The 21,132-nt window shown below is 45.5% G+C and carries 12 protein-coding genes and 4 tRNA genes; all 16 read left to right on the top strand.

Going from position 1 to position 21,132, the window contains the following annotated elements; genetic code table 11:
• The first annotated feature begins 9 nt into the window (after positions 1–9).
• The 16 genes from NSQ99_RS00485 to glmM all read left to right on the top strand — a co-directional run bounded on the left by NSQ99_RS00485 (position 10) and on the right by glmM (position 20,747).
• A complete protein-coding gene (locus NSQ99_RS00485) occupies positions 10–2,631 on the top strand; it encodes a beta-ketoacyl-[acyl-carrier-protein] synthase family protein (RefSeq protein WP_340834269.1) in 2,622 nt (873 codons plus the stop codon).
• Between the two features lie 15 nt (positions 2,632–2,646).
• Complete coding sequence (locus tag NSQ99_RS00480; protein WP_340834267.1) at positions 2,647–3,723, top strand: 3-oxoacyl-ACP synthase III family protein; 1,077 nt, start codon at positions 2,647–2,649, stop codon at positions 3,721–3,723.
• A gap of 1 nt (position 3,724) precedes the next feature.
• Positions 3,725–5,182 (top strand): phytoene desaturase family protein, encoded by a 1,458-nt coding sequence (locus tag NSQ99_RS00475; RefSeq protein ID WP_340834264.1) that lies wholly within the window; start codon positions 3,725–3,727, stop codon positions 5,180–5,182.
• 85 nt (positions 5,183–5,267) lie between these two features.
• Positions 5,268–6,674, top strand: coding sequence for a DHA2 family efflux MFS transporter permease subunit (locus tag NSQ99_RS00470; protein WP_340834260.1), 1,407 nt, complete (start codon positions 5,268–5,270; stop codon positions 6,672–6,674).
• Between the two features lie 195 nt (positions 6,675–6,869).
• A complete protein-coding gene (locus tag NSQ99_RS00465) occupies positions 6,870–9,974 on the top strand; it encodes an efflux RND transporter permease subunit (protein WP_340834257.1) in 3,105 nt (1,034 codons plus the stop codon).
• Between the two features lie 254 nt (positions 9,975–10,228).
• A tRNA-Gly gene (locus NSQ99_RS00460) sits at positions 10,229–10,303 on the top strand.
• Between the two features lie 5 nt (positions 10,304–10,308).
• Positions 10,309–10,385: transfer RNA gene (locus NSQ99_RS00455), tRNA-Arg, on the top strand.
• 13 nt (positions 10,386–10,398) lie between these two features.
• Positions 10,399–10,475 (top strand) — tRNA-Pro (locus tag NSQ99_RS00450).
• A gap of 8 nt (positions 10,476–10,483) precedes the next feature.
• Positions 10,484–10,557, top strand: a tRNA-Gly gene (locus NSQ99_RS00445).
• Positions 10,558–11,297: 740 nt separating this feature from the next.
• Positions 11,298–14,102: a phosphoenolpyruvate carboxylase gene (ppc, locus tag NSQ99_RS00440; protein WP_251669573.1), complete on the top strand. Its 2,805-nt coding sequence runs from the start codon at positions 11,298–11,300 to the stop codon at positions 14,100–14,102.
• A gap of 295 nt (positions 14,103–14,397) precedes the next feature.
• Positions 14,398–15,444, top strand: a complete 1,047-nt coding sequence (locus NSQ99_RS00435; RefSeq protein WP_340834253.1) for a S1C family serine protease — start codon at positions 14,398–14,400, stop codon at positions 15,442–15,444.
• Between the two features lie 107 nt (positions 15,445–15,551).
• Complete coding sequence (gene sigW, locus NSQ99_RS00430; RefSeq protein ID WP_251669571.1) at positions 15,552–16,118, top strand: RNA polymerase sigma factor SigW; 567 nt, start codon at positions 15,552–15,554, stop codon at positions 16,116–16,118.
• A gap of 110 nt (positions 16,119–16,228) precedes the next feature.
• Complete coding sequence (locus NSQ99_RS00425; protein WP_340834249.1) at positions 16,229–16,876, top strand: zf-HC2 domain-containing protein; 648 nt, start codon at positions 16,229–16,231, stop codon at positions 16,874–16,876.
• Between the two features lie 132 nt (positions 16,877–17,008).
• Positions 17,009–17,842 (top strand): diadenylate cyclase CdaA, encoded by an 834-nt coding sequence (gene cdaA / locus NSQ99_RS00420; protein ID WP_251669567.1) that lies wholly within the window; start codon positions 17,009–17,011, stop codon positions 17,840–17,842.
• Positions 17,835–19,331 (top strand): CdaR family protein, encoded by a 1,497-nt coding sequence (locus NSQ99_RS00415; RefSeq protein ID WP_340834244.1) that lies wholly within the window; start codon positions 17,835–17,837, stop codon positions 19,329–19,331. The genes cdaA and NSQ99_RS00415 overlap by 8 nt, the downstream gene beginning before the upstream one ends.
• A 75-nt stretch (positions 19,332–19,406) precedes the next feature.
• Positions 19,407–20,747, top strand: a complete 1,341-nt coding sequence (gene glmM / locus NSQ99_RS00410; RefSeq protein WP_340834242.1) for a phosphoglucosamine mutase — start codon at positions 19,407–19,409, stop codon at positions 20,745–20,747.
• The last annotated feature ends 385 nt before the right edge of the window (positions 20,748–21,132 follow it).

The following is a 21,132-nucleotide window of genomic DNA, read 5'->3' as shown; positions in this document are numbered from 1 at the left end:
GGAGTAGCAGTGAGTAATCAAAAGCAAAAGGTTGTTGTGACAGGGATCGGAGCAATTACAGCGCTAGGCACCAATGCAGAAGAGCTATGGCATGCTGTCCTTCAAGGTACTCATGGCATACATAAGGTGGAATCTATTGCGATGGATGGCTATATGGCTAATATCGCAGGCGAGGTGAAGCAGCCGCTTGAAGAGCTTGAGGCTGCACAGAATCTTCATGCCACGGATCGCGCGGTATCCTTTGCATTACGAGCAGCAGAAGAGGCGCTTCAATCTGCAAAGCTTCAGCAGCTTCCAGAGGATGCGGGCTGCGTCATTGGAACATGCCTTGGAGGAGCAAAGAGCTGGGAGCGTTGGATCAAGCAAAGGCAAGCAGGCGAACAGGCGGAAGCCGAATTATGGCAGCAGGTTCGCTTTAACGGAATTGCGGAAACGGTCAGCTCCCATGCTGGAATCCATGGACCTGTCGTTACGATATCGACCGCTTGTGCAGCAGGTGGTAATGCGATCGGTCATGCAGCTGACCTTATTCGAAGCGGGAAAGCGTCCGTTGTACTAGCCGGTGGAGCAGATGCGCTCTCGATCCTTGCGGTATCTGGCTTCCATTCTCTGCAATCCCTGTCCACTGAGCCCTGCAAGCCATACTCTGGAGACCGTGATGGGCTATCACTAGGAGAAGGAGCGGGAATATTGGTGCTAGAAAGTGAGCAGCATGCCGCAGCACGGCAGGCGCGTATCTACGCCGAAGTGCTTGAATTCGGTCTTTCTGCAGATGGCTACCATCCAACTGCTCCGCATCCTGAAGGCGAAGGTGCTGCACGCGCGATTTCCATGGCTCTTGAGAAAAGCGGTGTCCACCCTGAAGACGTAGACTATATTAATGGACATGGAACAGGAACTCCTAAAAACGATAGTGCAGAAACGATGGCTATTAAGCGAGCGCTCGGCGAAGTGGCAGCGAGTCGTGCAAGGGTTAGCAGCACGAAGTCGATGATTGGACATTTACTAGGCGCAGCTGGAGCCGTTGAAGGCATTGTCACTGTGCTAGCCTTACACCATCACCATATCCCTCCAACAGCAAACTACACCAAGCCAGATCCCGAGTGTGATTTGGATTATACCCCTAATGAAGCGATTCAGCAGAAGCTCATCTACGCCATATCCAACAATTTTGCTTTTGGAGGCAACAATTGCTCCGTCGTATTTCGCGCCTATGAGCCATCAGCTGATTATAAGCAGGCAAAGGAAGCTAACTCCGCTGATGCAACAGCATCGTTCGAGCGTGAACGTGAGCGTGTTGTCATTACAGGCATTGCTCAAATTAGCGCCGCTGGCACGAAGCCATCCTCCTTATGGGATGCGATAACGAGTGCGGAAACGGATGCAGCACAGAGTCTATGGACAGAGATGCTCGATGCTGATCAAAACCGCACGTATGTGAGCAAGCTAACCGATTATAATTCCACAGATTATATTTCTCGAAAAGACGCAAGAAGAATGGATACGCTCGGAAAGCTAACGGTTTCCGTTGCAATGGATGCACTGAAGGATAGTGAGCTAGAGCTGACGGATTATAATTCCAATCAGGTTGGCGTCGTATTCGGTACGGCTAACGGAACGATGGAAAGCTTAGAGCAATTTTATTTTCCAGTGCTGAACGAAGGAGCGCCAGCTGCCAATCCAGCACATTTTCCGAATACTGTCTTCAATCAAGCTGCCGGTCAAGTAGCGATGCACACTCAGGCTAGAGGTGTTTCCTCTACTGTAGTGGATGGTCATGCGTCCTTCTCCTCAGCGCTTTGTATGGCTTATGAGCATATTCAAAGCAGAGATGCTGAGGCGATCGTCGCAATTGCTGCCGATGTGCTTACCCCATACGTCATTAGTGGCTACAAGGACGCAGGGTTGATAAGCTCGCATCCCGCTGAAGCAGCGGACTTTAACTCAGCCGATCAGTCAGGCTTTGTGCTCGGAGAAGGGGCAGTAGCCGTTGTAGTCGAGTCACTTACCCATGCACTAGCTCGTCATGCGACGATTTATGCTGAGGTTTCAGGATATGGGAGAACGTTCGAGCCTTCTCAAGTGAATCACAAGGGGGCAGTCACTCAAGCTATGTCGGCGAATCGTACGGAGACTGTTGCTCAGGCTGTATCGCTAGGTGACACGGAGCGTGGAGCACAACTTAGTTCAACAGGGCGCGGAGAAGCTGTATCGCTCGCAGAGCCTACGTATGATACAGCTGTTGCCGAGCTGGCTCGTCGCGGCGGTTTAGAGCGAGCAATGCAGAAAGCGTTGCAAAGTGTGCACGGTGAATCGATTGTGCCGGATGCAATTTTTATGGCACAGCCAGCTATGGATGCTGCTGCTTCAGCAGAGCGCCAGGCGATTGCTCGCTTATACTCGGATGCGCCGCTGCTTGCTTCCTGCAAGCATGTCATCGGTGAGGTACAAGGAGCGGCTAATGGCTTTCAACTGATTGTTGCCCTGTTATCGATGCAGCAAGGCTGCTTGCCACAAGTACGCGAGCATGCTACGACGCTAGCCAAGGATGTTTCATTGGAACATATTCTTGTCAATGGTGCTTCCTTAACAGGATCGTATACAAGCATTTTACTTAGCAAATATGAATAAAGGTGGGAATGGTGAATGAGTTTCGTCAATATTTTAAGTATTGCTTCCTATATGCCAGGTGAATCTATATCCAATGATAGATTAGCAAGTTTAATTGGGGAGCTGGATGAAGAATTAATGGCTCAGGTTGATGTGCAGGATCGCTATTGGACCATTAATGCAGAGACAGGTGAGCCTTCTGAGTCGAACAGTGATATTTCAGCAAAGTCAGCAAGGCTTGCCTTAGAGAAGGCAGGCGTATCGGCAGAGGATGTTGATCTTATCGTTATGTCGACCTGCAGCCCAGATTATCCGTTGCCAGCTACAGTAACCCAGGTGCAGGATAACTTAGGACTTAGACGTGCAGCGACAATCGAGGTTCGTTCTGGCTGCTGCGGTGCTGTTCAAGCGCTGGATATCGCGAAGCTGTATCTTAGCACAGGGCAATACCGCACGGCACTCGTCATCGGTACAGAGGTGATCTCACCGCTGCTCTACCAGATGTACGGACATAAGGATAAGGATGATCTGCGTTTACGGGATAAGCTGTGCATTTATTCGTTCGGTGACGGCTCCGCGGCAATGGTGCTGCAGGCGAGTGAGCAGGCGAACGGACATTTGATCGGCAAAAGTGCGTTTGCGTGTGCAGGCGGTGGGAAGAAGCCGGGCATGATCGTGCCGATTGGCGGAACAGCCATTCCGATTACCCATGAAGCGTTAGATAAAGGACTTTTTTCATTAAAGGTGGACTTTACAGGCTCTGCCAAATATACAGCAGATATTTTACATGAGGGCTTCCATGAAACATTGAGCAAAGCGGGCGTATCAGCCAAGGACATTCAAGGCTGTATTATTCCTGAAGGCAACACAGGTTACCTGCGCGACGACCTGCAGCGCTCAGGAAAGCTAAGCGAGGAATGGCTAGAGATCGAGAATCGTGTATATGACAATCTAAAATACGTTGGCAATACCGGCTCTCCCGCTGTTCTGCTTGCATTCGAGCATGCTGTGCGTACAGGCAAGGTTAATCAAGGAGACAACGTCATGTTCTTAGCTATCGAAACGAGTAAGTGGCTTTTCGCAGGCACGGTGTTTCAATGGAAGGGAGTTTAGTATGACGTCCTATGATGCGATCGTCGTTGGTTCTGGCTTAGGAGGTTTGACGACAGCGGCAATACTGGCGGAAGCGGGTAAAAGGGTGTTAGTGCTGGAGCAGCATTATATCGTAGGCGGATGTGCTAGCTCCTTTCGCAGAAAGGGCTTCATCTTCGATGCGGCTGTACATTTGATTGGGGGATGCGAGCCAGGGGGTGAGCTGCAGCGCATATTCGAGCGGCTTGGTGTAGAGCAGCATATCTCCTTCATTCCTGTTGATCCAATGTTCACGGTACAAATCGAGGATGCGCGTTATGATATTCCAGCTAATCTAGATGAGATGGCAGAACGTCTAGGCAGCTGGTTCCCTGAGGACAAAGCGGCTGTTGAAGCGGTAATCACCGAGATAAAACAGCTAGGAAGCTATATGCTGAATGACGGCTCCTATGGCAGCAATCAGGCGCTCAATGAGAGACTGCTGGACATTAACCGTCAATCGTTCGCACAGTATCTAGCCGATCGATTCCAAAACCCAAGAACAGCATTTTTGCTAAGCTCATTATGTCCTTATGCAGGGATATCGCCTGCACAGCTATCTACTACCTATATGATGAGCACGATGGTTTCGTATCATGGCGGAGCCTTCTATATTAAAGGCAGCTCACAGAAAATCGCCGATACGTTGAAGTTGGCCATACAATCACGTGGCGGCAAGGTGCAGATTCGGCGCCGAGTAGAGCGCATACTGATGGAGCAGGAACGGGTTCATGGGGTCATTGATCATAAAGGCAATGAATATTACGCCCCATTAATTATATCGAACGCAGATATGAAGCAGACATACACGCATTTGCTGGATGAATCAGACTTGCCAGCAGCCTATCAGCGAAGAATAAATTCACTTAAGCCTTCCTACTCTAGCGTCGTATTGTATGCGGCGATGCATAAGGATCATTGGCTGGAGCAGCTGCCGCATGAGCTGTTTTGGTTCCCGAATGACGGCATGGAAGATTCCTTGCGCTTGTATGATCCAACGAGGAACGACGAGCATCCTTGGCTGTCGATATGCAGTCCGACGCATACCGATGCTCAGCTAGCTCCCGAGGGCTACGGGATTGTTTCAGTGATGGCACTCTGTGAAGCAGAGCATATGGAACAGATTCGTGAGGAATATGGAAAGTCCTATATTGAGGAACAATTTATCGCTCTCATTGATTCGATTATGCCGGGCTTTAAGGAACGAATCCATTTCTTCGAGCTTGCGACACCTCGTACGATTGAACGCTATACGTTGAACCAAGCAGGCTCGATATATGGCTGGAGGAAAGGCCATAGTCAACGATGGGGATCGAATATGGGACCGAGAACGCCGGTTTCTGGCTTGTATCTTGCTGGACATTGGACCCGCAATGTACATGGTGTTTATGGTGTGATGAAGTCTGGCAGGATGACGGCGGATACGATTGTTAAGGTATAGATGAAGTGACTATATAGACTTACTTATCTAAATGGTTAAGGGCAAGAAAAAACGTGCGACTCTCTGCATAGATCTAGGAGGCTGTATGAATAAGTGGCGCAATGGCAAGATTATGACAATTTCATGTTTAGGTTTATTCATGGCTATGCTGGATACGTTGATTGTTGGAGTAGCATTACCACAGATTGAGCTATTGCTGCAGACAGATATGGTGCATTTGGAGTGGGTAATGAATGCCTATACCCTTATGTTTGCCGTTGGGATGATCCCATTTAGTCTGCTTGCAGAAAGGTATGGCAGAAGGAATGGCTTTGTACTCGGTCTCGCTTTATTTACTGCGGGCTCACTTCTTGCAGGTCTTAGTCAATCTATTCTCCTCTTAATTGTAGCAAGAGGCATTCAAGGCATCGGGGCGGCTGCCATTCTGCCGATTAGCTTAACGCTAATTTATACCGCCTTCCCAGAGGAAAAGCGTGCGCTCGCTGTTGGGATTTGGTCTGGAATATCCGGACTCGGGCTGACGATTGGACCGCTAATTGGCGGCATCATTCTCGACTATTTCACGTGGGAGATGATCTTTCTCGTTAATGTTCCTGTCGGCATCATTACCGTGCTGCTATGCTTCTTCTGGATCGAGGAATCGTACGGAATTAAGAAACGTTTCGATATCGTTGGTCTAGTTCTGCTTACTTCTGGCTTGTTCGGCATTGTATATGCACTGATCACAGGCAATCTATTAACGTGGAGTCACCTCTCGATTATGATTGGTTCAATTGGCGGCGCCATCTTGCTCATTGCTTTTCTAATATGGGAGTCTCGCTGCTCGTATTCGTTAATCACATTAAAGCTGTTCCGTTATCCATCGTTTTCGGTTACGAATTTCGTAGGGTTTTGGATGAGTGCAGGCATATTCGGCTCGATATTCGTTCTGACCTTGTTCTTGCAGCAGGTGCAAGGGTACAGTCCGCTGGAAGCGGGTGTGCGTGAAATGCTGTGGACGACGATGACGATGATCGCTGCGCCTTTGGCAGGAGTGTTTATGAACAAATATCGTGTCCGCTCTATATTAATGGTAGGCTTGCTGCTGCAGGTAATTGCGCTATGCAGCTTTGGGCTTGTTATTAACCAACTTGGACCGATCTTTTCATTTGGTTATTTAGCTCCAGGTATGATCGGTGCTGGCATCGGGATGGGGCTATGCTTTACTGGCATTCAACATGGTGTGCTCGAGGGTATTCCCGATGCCTATACAGGCGAAGGCTCCGGTGTGAGTAATGCGATAAGGGAGCTTGGTGGTGTATTTGGCATTGCGATAGCTGGTGTTGTGTTTCATCGCAATGGACTTGTTACGAGTGGGCATGCCTTTGCTGAAGCGCTTGTGCCTACCGTATATGTGTGTGCGGGCATGATCGGGCTGGCAAGTATTTCACTGCTATATCTCTATGTAAAGCCTTTGCCTAAGAAAGCTATTCATCACATAAGTGGGCAGTAGAAAACTACTACATGCTCCACTACTATATTGCGGGTTAGATTAGTAGTGCACTGCGATTTACAGTTTATTGAAATCATACAATAATTAAACATGAAAAGCTGCACCATGAAGCGATGAAAGAATGTAACACTAGCTTCTGCTGTAGCTTTTCTTATGAGGTCATAGCGATTAGATTAGATCATAGGAGGAGAGAAATTGATTGAGTTTATTCTGAGAAATCGTAAGGTTACTCTATTGTTTTTTATTATGGCAACCTTAATCGGAAGCTTAAGCTTCTTTACGATGCCCAAAAGAGAAAATCCAGAGGTATCGTTAACCGTAGCCGTAATTCAAACGATATTCCCCGGTGCATCTCCTGAAAAAGTAGAGCAGTATGTAACAACCCCGCTCGAAAACAGCATTAAAGATATCTCTCAAATTATTCGTGTTGATTCAACCTCTTCATTAAATGTGTCAACGATTATTGTAGAGGTTGAGCCTGGTACGGATGAAGATAACCGCAAGGTATGGGATGTATTGCGGCAGAAAATCCAATTAGCAGAAAATGATTTGCCAGAGGAAGCTTACAAGCCCGTCTTGCTTGATAATCTAAACAATATCGCCCAGCAAATTTATCAGTTTGCGGTGGAGTCTCCTGAACAGCTAGAGGAATTAAGAGCAGTTGCGGAGCAATGGAAGTTTGAATTAAGCCAGCTGTCTGGTGTTAGTAATGTTGAAATTGTAGGGCTGCCTGAGGAAGAGGTAGCGATCTATCTAGATACAGAAAAAATGAATGAGCTCGGTCTACCTTGGGGTGCAGTTGTACAGGCAATCTCAAATGCGTACCAGCGCGTGCCGCTCGGTGGCATTCAGGAGGGAGAGCAATACTCTTATCTGAAGCTTAGCGGTGAATGGGAATCTATTGATGACATTAAACAAGTCGTCGTTTTTCAAAATGAACAAGCAACGATCCGGATTGAGGATATTGCTAATGTTGAAAAAGCTGCTGTAAATGATAATGCCTTCGTACAGTACAACGATCTGTACGCGCTCACGTTAGTTGTCAATTCAGGTAGTGGTGTCGATGTTTATGCGCTGCAGGAGGATATTGATGGCGTAGTTGCTTCATTAGAGAAGGAGCTGCCAGCATATGTGCAGCTAGTATCTGAATTCTCACAGAAGGAAAGCGTCGATCATCTGTTTCTTGACCTAGGACGAGAGCTGCTTATCGGTATGATTATCGTCATTATTATATGCTCCTTCGGCCTTTCCTTCATTACATCGATCATTGTTGCGTTAGCGATACCGGTCTCCGCTGCGATTGGCTTTATACCCATTGAGAGCTTCGGTGTTGATCTTAATCAGATCTCGATTGTAGCGTTAATTATTGTGCTCGGGATACTTGTCGATGACGCAGTCGTAGTGAACGATAGTATTCAGCGCAGACTGTCGCTGGGCGATTCGCCGATGCAGGCATCTATTAAAGGAAGTAAGGATGTAGCGATCTCAATTACGACAGCTACTTTAGCAACGATTGCTTCCTTTGTCCCTTTATATTTTATGACGGGCAACGTCGGTAACTTTATTCATCCATTGCCTGTTGTTATTACGCTGACGATGCTGGCTTCCTTGCTTGTATCGATTACGGTCATCCCAATTTTTCGATTGTGGATTAGTGAAAGAGCCGTTCGTAAAGGTAAGCAGCACCGAATTAATAACGTAACACCTGGCTTATTAGGTAAGCCAATTCACAAATTAAGCCTATTCTATGAAAAGCAAATTGTACGCTTTATTAAGCGACCGGTATTAACTGCTATCGTCGCACTCGTCGTGGGTAGCAGTAGTCTCGCACTATTTCCGTTACTCGGCATGCAGTTTTTCCCGAAAGCAGAGCGAGAGGTGATGCTAATCGACTTCAGATTGCCGATCGGGAGCTCGATTGAGACGACGCGTCAGGTTATGAATGATGCCTCCGCTTGGTTACGCGAGCAAGAGGGAGTTAGCTCGGTTACAGCTTACACCGGTCGAGCAACACCGAAGTTCTACTATTCAGAGACAGGCAGTTACGGTGAAACGGTTGGGCAGTTATTTGTAAAGATTGATATGGAGCAGATTAAAACAAAGGATATGCTGCAGCCTTGGCGTGTCGGCCTACAGGAGAAATTCCCTGGAGTTGATATCGTTGCAAGAGAGCTGGAGCAGGGGCCTCCAGTTGGGGCACCAGTTGCTGTTAGCATTAAAGGTGACGATCTTGACGTATTGAAGGAGCTATCCTCGAAGGTGAAGGGTTATCTAGCGGAGATCGATGGTGCGATTAACATCTCTGATGATATGGGCTCGAATATGCCGATTGTTGAATTCAATATGGATCAACAACGATTACAGCAAGAAGGAATTGCAGAGAAGGATGTGTCGACTACGCTTCGCTTAATAAGTGAAGGGATAAAGGTAGCTGATCTATCCGACAATAACCAGCTGCTAGATGTGAAGGTGAGAGTTCTTCACGATAAAGGCAGCGATATCAGTGATGCCTTCAATCAGCTAGCCGTTCCTGCAAGAGGAGGAGAGCTTGTTAAGTTGGATGAGGTTGTGACGCTAGAGCGTGATGAGCAGGTGCACTCCATCCTTCATAAGGATTCACGAAGAGTTGTAACGATTCAAAGCTATAATGAAGGCAAATTGCCGAGTGAAATTACAGATGAATTGAATGAAAAGCTAAAGCAGCTTGAGCTACCAGATAACTATAGTGTATTAGTTGGCGGGGAGAACGAGCAGCGGGATGATGCATTCAACTCCATTACTAAGCTATGGATTGTCGTCGTATTGCTGATCTATATTTTAATGGTGATGCAGTTTAAATCGTTGCTGCTCCCTGTCATTATACTGATGTCTGTCTATCTTGCTTTCGGTGGAGCATTAATTGGATTATTCTTAACGAATTCACCACTAGGCTTTATGGCGTTTATGGGCGTTGTCAGCTTAACAGGTATCGTTGTCCGCAATGGTATCATTCTTATTGAATTTATTGAGCAGGAACGCCATGCTGGCAAGTCATTGTATGAGGCTGTAGCGAATGCGGGTAAGGTTAGACTGCGTCCAATTCTTATTACAACGTTTACAGCTGTCGGCGCATTAACGCCGATGGCGATTGATGGAAGCTCATTGTTTAAGCCGATGGCAGTAGCGATTATATCCGGCCTGTTATACTCTACATTGCTTACGCTTATCGTTGTGCCTGTCATGTATGTCATTGTGGCAAGAAGGCAGGAGAAGTCTGCAAGCAAGCTTCAGCAGCATACCGCTGAGCATTCATCGCTATAAGGGCTGAAGTATATCTACTTCATAGGAAGAATAGAATAACAACAGAAGCGATGAAATGCTAAAAACGTGGATATGCTTTTGCTTCGAACCTTGGAGTAAAAGCATATTCGCTTTGCTTGTATTCGCTCTAACAAGTCATTTATAAGAAATCATAAATTTTTTTGAAAAAATACTTGCAATCTGTTTTCGTTAGTGATATATTATTACTTGTCGCCGCGACAAAATGTTGCGAATGACGAACGTAATTAAGTTTTGCGGAAGTGGCTCAGCGGTAGAGCATCGCCTTGCCAAGGCGAGGGTCGCGGGTTCGATTCCCGTCTTCCGCTCCATATTTGCGGCCTTAGCTCAGCTGGATAGAGCGTTTGACTACGAATCAAAAGGTCAGGAGTTCGAATCTCTTAGGCCGCGCCACTTAATTACACTTCGGGATGTAGCTCAGCTTGGTAGAGCACCTGGTTTGGGACCAGGGGGTCGCATGTTCAAATCGTGTCATCCCGACCATTATATATGCGGGCGTAGTTCAATGGTAGAACTTTAGCCTTCCAAGCTAATAGCGTGGGTTCGATTCCCATCGCCCGCTCCATAACTAAGACATCGTAAAGCCTTGATCTTGATCAAGGCTTTTTTTGTTGTTCACGCAGCGCTCCAAGCCTCGTGCATGCTCCGACTCCCCTATATATAATTGAAGTGATTGATCCGCCTTCGTCTATGTGATGTAAGTCTATAGGTGCAGCTAGAGCTATGCTGTGTATATTAGGCTTCATAGCAGGCAATTCAGCGCATATATTCCTCGCTTTTATTTGTACTTTTCTTCTTTACCCATATATTACCCGAATATTCACTACGGCTTATAAATATGCCCCGCTATTTACATTATTCTGTCAGAGCTTCCGTCCCCTTGTTATACCCTTATATTGTAAAAACCTAGACCGCATTTAAATAAAGTTTATAGTATTACGATAATATTATTAGAGAGGGCACGCTATACATCAACGTTAATTAATTGGCAATACTAAGATTGTTCTCAATTATAGAAGAGTTTCCTATGAATCAAACACATTAAAGAATAGATAAAAAAGTTTGTACTTATTTACATGTATCACAATTTCCTGATTAAGCGCTTTCCATCTAAAAAAGAGGTCAAATTCAGCTATTTTTTAGATTAATTATGCTTGTAAGGCTTCTATGATGTTGTATTTTGTTGTATAATAAACGAAGTGATTTTTTTGCGAATAACTGAGAGTAATCTTACGAATATGGTTTATAGCTTGTATATTAAGCATGGTTTGTGAGTTTGCTGTACAGATCTGTGGGAGGAAGAGTATGTCGGATCAAAGCGTAACATCAACAGCGACTAATCGGACGCAATCTAACAATTTACTTAGACGCGATGTCCGTTACCTGGGCAATATACTCGGTGAAGTGCTCGTCCATCAAGGTGGACGTGAGCTTTTAGAATTAGTTGAACAAATCAGAGAGCAAAGCAAAGCGCTGCGCGCTGAATTTAGCCCTGAGTTGTTTGAAGACATGAAAAAAACAATTTCATCGCTTAGCTCAGAAAAGCGTCACCAAGTCATTCGTGCATTCGCGATTTATTTCCAGTTAGTCAACATTGCAGAACAAAACCATCGCATTAGAAGAAAACGTGATTACGAATTTTTAGCTGGTGAAGAGGTTCAGAATGGTTCGATTGAAAGTGCGATTAAAGCACTGAAGGATCGAAACATCTCGACTGAAGATATTGAAGATATGCTAGCGGGCATTTCATTAGAGCTTGTTATGACCGCACATCCAACGGAAGCTACGCGTCGTGCAGTATTGGATATTCATAAGCGCATTGCAGCAGATGTGATGGAGCTAGATAATCCTACACTAACCTATCGTGAGCGTGAGAAGCTGACTGAGAAGCTAATGAATGAAGTATTAATTCTATGGCAAACAGATGAGCTTCGTGATCGTAAGCCTACCGTTATAGATGAAGTTAAAAACGGCTTATATTATTTTGATGAAACATTATTTGATGCAATTCCAAGCGTATATGAAGAGCTTGAGCGTTGCTTAACTAAATATTATCCAGAGAAAAAATGGCATGTTCCTAGCTACTTGAGATTTGGCTCATGGATAGGAGGAGACCGTGACGGAAACCCTTCCGTAACGTCTGATGTCACTTGGCAGACCCTTACGCTGCATCGCCAATTAGCTGTTCAGAAATACGAGGAGCAGCTTCGTGAGATGATGAGTATGCTCAGCTTCAGCACCAATCTTGTTTCTGTAACAGATGAGCTGTTAGCTTCGATTGAGCAAGATCGTAGTGTTATCGATAATAAAACAACGGATCTATGGAGAAATCCAACGGAACCATATCGTGTTAAAATCGCTTTTATGATTGAAAAACTTTCAAATACAGTAGACCCAGAATCAGCAGAGGGTGCGCCTTATTATAGCAGCCCGGAAGAGCTAATGGTGGATCTTCGTATTATTGATCGTAGCTTACGCAATCACTATGCGGATTATTTTGCAGACACTTATTTGGCGAAGCTATTGCGTCAAGTGGAGCTATTCGGCTTCCATCTGATGACGCTAGATATTCGTCAGCATAGCCAAGAGCACGAAAATGCAATGACAGAAGTGCTTCACAAGCTAGGTATTGTGGATAACTATAGTGAATTGTCCGAAGATGAGAAAATTAAAGTGCTTGTCAAGCTGCTTGAGGATCAACGTCCACTTACATCTCATCATATTGAGTATTCTGCATCAACGCGTGAATGCTTGGATGTGTACGAGGTAGTAGCTAAAGCACAGAAAGAATTCGGTACAAACTGCATTACAAGCTATCTCATAAGTATGACGGAAGCAGTAAGCGATATGCTTGAGGTCATGGTATTCGCGAAGGAAGTTGGTTTGTTCCGCATAGATGAAGAAGGTAACGTCATCTGTACGATTCAAGCTGTACCTTTATTCGAGACGATCGAAGATCTACACGCTGCCCCAGCTATTATGAAGCAGCTGTTCGAAATTCCAATGTACCGCAAAGCGGTTGCTGCTCGTGGCAATATGCATGAAATTATGCTTGGCTATTCTGACAGCAACAAGGATGGCGGAGCCATTACTGCGAACTGGGAGCTTCGTATTGCTCTGAAGAGCATCACGAAGGCTGCAGGCGAGTATGATGTGAAACTGAAATTCTTCCATGGTCGTGGCGGTTCACTAGGTCGTGGCGGTATGTCGCTTAATCGTAGTATTCTTGCGCAGCCTCCACATACAGTGGGCGCGGGCATTAAAATTACGGAGCAGGGCGAGGTTCTATCTTCTCGTTATTCCTTGCAGGGTATTGCGTCTCGTTCGCTAGAGCAAGCAACGTGGGCACTCATTACGAATGCTTTCCTTGCAAAATATCCTGATCAAGCTCCTCAGGTGGAGAAGGAATGGGAAGAGATTTCTGCTGAGATCTCCGAAACAGCATTGAATAAATATCAGGATCTGATCTTCCGTGATCCAGATTTCCTAACATTCCTTAAGGAATCAACGCCGCTTCAAGAAGTGGGAGAGCTGAATATCGGTTCTCGTCCATCAAAACGTAAAAACAGTGATCGTTTTGAGGATCTACGTGCGATTCCATGGGTATTCTCTTGGACACAAAGCCGTTATCTGCTGCCTGCTTGGTATGCTGCAGGTACTGCGCTTCAGCAGTATGTGGGCGGCGATGAGAAGAAGCTAGCTACACTTCAGACGATGTATGAGAAATTCCCATTCTTCCATAGTCTGATCAACAATCTGCAAATGGCACTTGCGAAAGCAGATATGCAGATCGCGTCTCAGTACGCTACGATGATTAAGGATGACACAGTCCGTGAAAGAATCTTCACGCAGATTGAGAAGGAATTTAAGCTTACGTCTGAGCTTATTCTTAAAATTACGAATCAAAACGAAATTCTTGATAATGTTCCAGTTATTCAAGAGTCGATTAAATTGCGCAACCCGTATGTTGATCCGCTTAGCTACTTGCAGGTTCAACTGCTTCAAGAGCTGCGTGCGATTCGTGAAACGGGCAATGATGATCAAGAGCTGCTTCGTGAAGTGTTGCTTACGATTAATGGTATTGCAGCAGGCCTTCGAAATACGGGCTAATGCATGAATGTCTGATCCTGTATAGCATAATATATTGAATGAAAACCCTGTTCCGTCTGACGGAACAGGGTTTTCTGTTTAAAAGCTTGTAGTCTACTACTTTATTTGCTTCGCTTGAATTAACTCTACTGAACATTTAACTTTGGTTGCTACCTATGTGTTCAAGTTTTATGTTGCTTTATAGTTCCTTTAAGTTTGATTTAAGGTGCAGCCTTCAATATAGAAGTATCCAATAAAGCGCAGCTCTGATTAACAGAGTAGCACATAGATACACAGATGAAGGGAGCTATGCATCATGCAAAACAAACATCTTCATGACCATACAACATTACAAGCTAATCTACCTGCTGGTGAGGAACAGTTCGAAGCTTACTATCGTCAGCTGGAGAAATATTCACCATCGGGAGCAAAAAAACGGAAAAAGTCGAATCGATCTTATATCTCTTATATGTCAGCATTTTTAGCGGGTGCTTTGTTGATCGGAGGGCTAAGCTTTGCAGCGGATCGCTTGAATGTATTCACTGGTGGAACAGAGGCGGTCAGAGAAGCAGTAAGCTATAACTATAGTGGAGCAGGGCTGACAACAGCCTCGAATAAAACAGATGCGAAGACACCATCTGATGTATATGCAGAAGCTTCACCTGCGGTCGTCAAAATCCAAACCTATACCGCACCGCAGCGTTCAAGCATGTTCGATGATCCGCGAATGTGGCAATATTTCGGTATTATGCCGGAGCAGGATTCATCCCAGCATCAGCAGCAGGAGGGGAATGAGGACTCCAATCTGCAGCTAAGCGGCTCAGGGACAGGGTTTATTATAGATGAAGCAGGCTATATCGTTACGAATGCGCATGTAGTGTCAGAAGCTGAGAAGGTAGAGGTATTCGTTACAGGCTACGATGAGCCTATGGTGGCAACGGTTATGAACAGCGATACTGAGCTCGATATTGCACTGCTGAAGATTACGGCACCTGATCATCAATCGTTGCCGGCGCTAACGATCGCCAATTCAGATAATCTTGTCATTGGGGATTGGGTGATGGCAATTGGCAATCCATACGGCTATGATTATACGCTTACGATGGGCGTCATTAGTGCGAAGGAGCGACCGATTACCGTTCAAGATGAGAATGGCCAGCCTCAAACTATTGAGCATATGCTGCAAACGGATGCTGCGATTAACCCCGGGAACTCAGGAGGACCACTTCTTAACGAAACAGGAGAAGTGATTGGTATGAATACGGCGGTTAGCTCAGAGGCTCAAGGGATTGGCTTCGCTATTCCATCTAATATCATTGTCCAATATATAGAGGGGATTGCATCATCCGTAACGACACAATAAAATATTTCTGAAGATTCGAGACATAAGGCTCGAATCTTTTTCTATTATAGGATAAAATATATGAATAATGATCAGACGTACCATGAGACGTTTGGAGGAATAGTGGAGTGAATTTATTAGAGAGTCAGCTCGTAAAGCTGGCATTGAAAGGCGATCAGGCTGCTTTTGCAGAGCTTGTAGATCTGTATCAGGAAAAGCTTTATCACATGGCCTATCGGATGCTTAACAATCGTCAGGAGGCTGAGGATGTTGTACAGGATACGTTCCTGCGTGTCTATAACAACTTAGAGCGATATATCGATACGATGAAGTTTTCTACGTGGATTTATCGCATTGCTACGAATTTATGTATTGATCGGCTTCGAAAACGTAAGCCTATTTATTCTTTGGATGCAGAGTCGTCAGAATATGAAGGTCTGGACGGTTATTCCATGATCCCAAGCGACAATCGCACCCCAGAATCTGAGTTGTTACTATCTGAAACTCAGCGTATTATTCACCAGGCGATTGATTCTTTACCGCCCAAATACAAAACCGTTATGATATTACGTTATATTCATGAGCTATCGCTACAAGAGGTAGGAGATATATTGGACATGCCAGTAACAACGATTAAAACAAGAGTCCACCGCGGGCGTGAATTTTTACGCAAAAAGCTGGAGTATCGCTTATAAGCTGCATTCGAAAAATAATGCAGCATTCTTTTGAAACATATTCGAGAATATTTCGTATTGCTAATAAGGCTAAAAAGCATGACCATAAGACGGAAAGAGGGCTGGCTGCTATGAATTGTAAGGTAGCGGTTGAATTCATTCATCAATACCTAGACGGTGAGCTTGAAGGTAATCAGCATGAACAGTTAAAGTCGCATTTGAATCAATGCGATAGCTGTATGAAAACATACGAGCAATATGAACGGACAGATGCGCTTGCGAAGTATACACTGCAATCATCGATTGGAAGTGAGCGCAGCACTGCAGATGCTACGAAGCTAAGGCAATCGATTCTTGCGCAGTTGCCAACGAAGCATCAAACGAAATCCAAAGCGAGATTTGTTCGCTGGTTATATCGTTACCCTGGTCTAACGGCGGCTGCTGTATTTATTGCAGTCATGATTGTAAGCTTGTTTGCATCGTGGGATCAGGACTCAAAATTGATCATTTCTGCCTCCCAGGACGACCTTCAGCACGTAGTTATTCAAGGAAATACAATAATTGTGCCAGAAGGCATCGAGTTGACTGGCGATTTGGTTGTAGAAAATGGTATAGTTGAGGTGAAGGGTGCGGTTAGCGGTAATGTTACCGTTATCGATGGCAAGATGGTACTAGCCTCAACAGGACATATTGCAGGACAAAGCAAAGTCATCGATCAAGCATTGGATTGGTTCTGGTATAAGGTAACTTCATCTTTTAATGAAGTGATTCCACAGTAATCGACAAAGCTCCCCTTTTCTAGGGGAGTTTTTATTTTTTTTGCTAGATAAAGGATTTTACTTCGACAATATCGAAAGCAATAAGAGGCTTCGTGTTTAGCATTCGTCTTATTGGCAGTTGGGGGTTGAGCGATGAATTATTTTGCGGATTCCACATGGCAGGATTGGGTTAAAGATATCATTGATGTGGGGATCGTCGCTTTTATTATATATAAAATGATGCTGCTTGTACGTGGAACACGAGCAGTACAGCTGCTGAAAGGGATCTTTGTGCTCGTAGCGACGTGGGCAATCAGCACATGGTTTGATCTTTATACATTAAAATGGTTAATGAATCAGATGTTCACCTTCGGTATTGTTACGGTGCTCATCATTTTTCAGCCTGAATTACGAAGGGTATTGGAGCAGCTTGGACGAGGCAATCTGTTTTCGCGAAGCTCTACGCTCGATCGTACTGATCTAAATGAGCAGATTGATGAAATTATTAGAGCAGTTCGCTCTATGTCAAAGCGTAAAATCGGGGCACTCATCGTCTTCGAGCGAAAAACTGGGGTTACAGAAATGATTGAGTCAGGGATTGCCCTCGAATCAAAAATATCCTCAGAGCTGTTATTGAATATTTTCACGCCGAATTCTCCGTTGCATGATGGGGCAGTTATTATTCGAGCTAATCAGATTATGGCTGCTGGCTGTTATCTGCCGTTGTCTGAGAACCCGTTCATCAGCAAGGAGCTCGGAACGCGACATCGTGCCGCGATTGGAGTGAGTGAGGTCAGTGATGCGATCTCATTAATCGTTTCAGAGGAGACAGGACAAGTGTCGCTGTCGATCAACGGAATGATTGTCCGCGATATTAATGAAGAATCTTTAATTTCTAAGCTGTATGAGGAGCTGTCTCCAAGTAAAGAGTCAACCAAGAAGGAATTTAATTGGTTCAGACGCAAAAAGGAGGGTGAGCATGGATAAATTGTTAAATCATCCTACCTCATTGAAAGTCATTGCTGTATTAGTGGCTTTATTGATTTGGGTTGTTGTACATATCGACCCAGAAACTTCTCCGCAGTCCGTAACGTCTAATACAGATACAAAGGTTATTGAAGCAGCAGCTATCGTGCATGAAGGTCTGAATACGGATAAATATATACTTACCGCCATGGAGCCGACCGTAGCACGATTAGTCGTAGAAGGGCGGATCTCAAGCCTGCTGGCGGCTAATAACGATGATTACGTCGTTAAGCTTGATCTAACAGGGGTCGGCCCTGGTATTCAGGAGCTGCCGCTGACGGTCGATCTGCCATCAGGAATACGAGATATTGAAATTTCGCCTCGCGTAGTGATGGTCCAGATCGAGGAGCTCGAAACCCAGACGCATGAAGTGAAGGTGCTAACCGAAGGAACACCTGCAGAAGGCTACTTAATTGGTCAATCCTCGATTATTGGTGACACAGGTAATGTCGTTGAAGTGACGATGCCGAAGGATGATTATGCTCGACTCGGTATGGTTGCTGTGACGGTTGATGTAAGCGGCGCGGATGCTGCTGTAGTGAACAAGAAGGCGAAGGTGGTTGCCTATGACACACAAGGCAATCCGATTAATAATGTGACCATTGTTCCCGACACATTAACTGCAGAGACAAACATTACACTGCCATCTAAGGAAGTGCCTGTCCAGCTGCGTTATACAGGGACCTTGCCGGAGGGCTATAGCTTAGTATCGATCAGCACACCACAGCAATCGGTTACGATTAACGCCATGCAAGCAAAGCTCGACGAGGTGGCGATGTTCGATGGGTTTATCTTGGATCTTTCCAAAGTGAAGGAAACAGGGCAAATCATGGTGAAGGCAGAAAAAACAGATGGGATCGCTGCGGTTACTCCAGAAGAGATTCCTGTCAACATCGTCATTGAGGCGACAGAGCAACGAACGATGTCGAATATTCCAGTTACGCTGATTGGACTAGCTGATGACTTGAAGGCAAGCATAGACAACTCAAGCAATGGGCGCATCCCTGTGAATATAAAAGGGGCGACAACGCTGCTGCAAAGGCTGAGAGCGTCAGATATTAAGCTTTCACTCGATGTTACTGGACTTGCCGTCGGAACGCATGAGCTGACCGTTGATGCACAGCTGCCTGCATATTTGCAGATTGCAGAAACCGATGAATTTTCACTATCTGTCACCGTGAAAATTAGCAGCACAGAAGAGGTAGATGCATTAAATAACGACCCGAATCGAAATGACGGCACGCAGCAGGAGACAGATCAAAAGCAGCCAGACGGGGGTAGCGGCTCAACAGGCGCTACCTCCGGTAATGACGGTGTGAAGAAGCCTCAGGATGAGGAAGATAGCACAGAGAATGAGACTGCAGGTCCTAGTCCTAGCGACAAGCCAGATTCGAAGGACGAGAATGGCAGCACCGATGACGGAGAAGCTGAACCTAGTCCAACACCTTAAATTAGCAAAAACGATTATCGCAGAATAGATTAATAAATCGAAAAAAATAAACTCGTAATAAAAGGGAGAAGAACGATGGGGAAATACTTTGGAACAGATGGTGTACGTGGAGTAGCAAATACGGAGCTTACACCAGAATTGGCATATAAAATTGGTCGCTGTGGAGGTTATGTGCTCACACGTACAGCTGCTAAGCCGAAGGTAGTAATCGGTCGAGATACACGTATCTCTGGTCAAATGCTTGAAGCAGCACTTACATCTGGACTATTGTCCATTGGTGCGGATGTTATTCGCGTTGGCGTTGTATCCACACCAGCTGTAGCTTACTTAACGAAGGAATTAAAGGCGGATGCAGGGGTTATGATCTCAGCTTCGCATAATCCGGTACAGGATAACGGAATTAAGTTTTTCGCAGGCGATGGCTTCAAGCTATCTGATGAAACAGAGCTTGAGATCGAAGCTTTAATTGATGCAGAGGTTGATGAGCTGCCTCGCCCAATTGGCGGAGATGTTGGTTCGCGTATTGATGCACGCGAGCTTGCACAGAAGTATGTGGAGTACTTGAAAACTACAGTAGCAAGCACATTCGATGGATTGAAAATTGTGCTGGACTGCGCACATGGCTCTGCCTATGAGCTAGCTCCGCAAATTTTCAGAGAGCTCGGAGCCGACATCATTACGGTTGGGGCAGAGCCAGACGGCAAAAACATTAACGATGGCGTGGGATCAACACATCCAGAGTATTTGCGTGAGCAGGTATTAGCAAGTGGTGCAGACTTTGGCCTGTCCTTCGATGGTGATGCAGACCGCTTAATCGCAATTGATGAGAAGGGTGAAGAAGTCGATGGCGACTTTATTCTATGCATCATTGGCGATCGTATGAAGCGTGAAGGCAGACTCAAGAATGACACCGTCGTTACAACGGTTATGGCGAATATTGGCTTCTTCAAGGGTGCAGAGAGCATTGGTCTTAAGACAGCTCAAACTGCTGTTGGCGACCGTTATGTGATGGAGGAAATGCGTCGTGGCGGATATAACCTAGGCGGTGAGCAATCCGGACACGTCATATTCCTAGACTATATTACGACGGGTGACGGTATTCTTACGGCACTTCAGCTGGTTGACACGATAAAGCAATCAGGCAAAAAGCTGTCTGAGCTAAAAACACTGATGCGTAAATATCCGCAGCAGCTTGTTAACGTGCGTGTTGCAGACAAGAGCTTGTATCAAGGCAACGAAGCGATTCTAAAAGCAGTAGCCGAGGTTGAGGCTGAGCTTGGCGACAACGGTCGCGTACTCGTTCGTCCATCTGGTACAGAATCGTTAATTCGCGTCATGGCTGAAGGTCCTGACAAGGAGCTTGTCGATGCTTACGTTGATCGTATTGCGAAAGTCGTGAAGGAACAATTAGGTTAAATTTTTTTAACAACGAAAAAGTACAGAGCTGGAGAGCGATGGCGGGTGCTGTCCACTTCAGCTCTTGTCCATTTCATAATAAATTGTTGCATCCAAGCATGAAAATGAATATGATAGATATTATGATTCTAGAAGGAAAGCGAGGATAGAGGTTACAAAGCAACATAAGCGCCAGAGCTTAACGATCGGAGAACAGGACAGTGGGCCTGTAATGTTAAGCTGACGAGGTAAAGGTGTTCGAAACATTCGGCGGGGACCTTTCGGTAATCCAGACAACCGTAAGCTAGACTGCAAAGCGATTGGGCGACTGATCGTACAAACAGCTAGCTGTCTGCAATAGAGGAAGTTCAAAAAGTACAGCTTTGATCACGAAGTATAATTGAAA

Source organism: Paenibacillus sp. FSL W7-1287 (assembly GCF_038004245.1).
GTDB lineage: Bacteria > Bacillota > Bacilli > Paenibacillales > Paenibacillaceae > Pristimantibacillus > Pristimantibacillus camelliae.
Note: the sequence above shows the minus strand (reverse complement) of the source record. Positions and strands in the feature narration are given on the sequence as shown.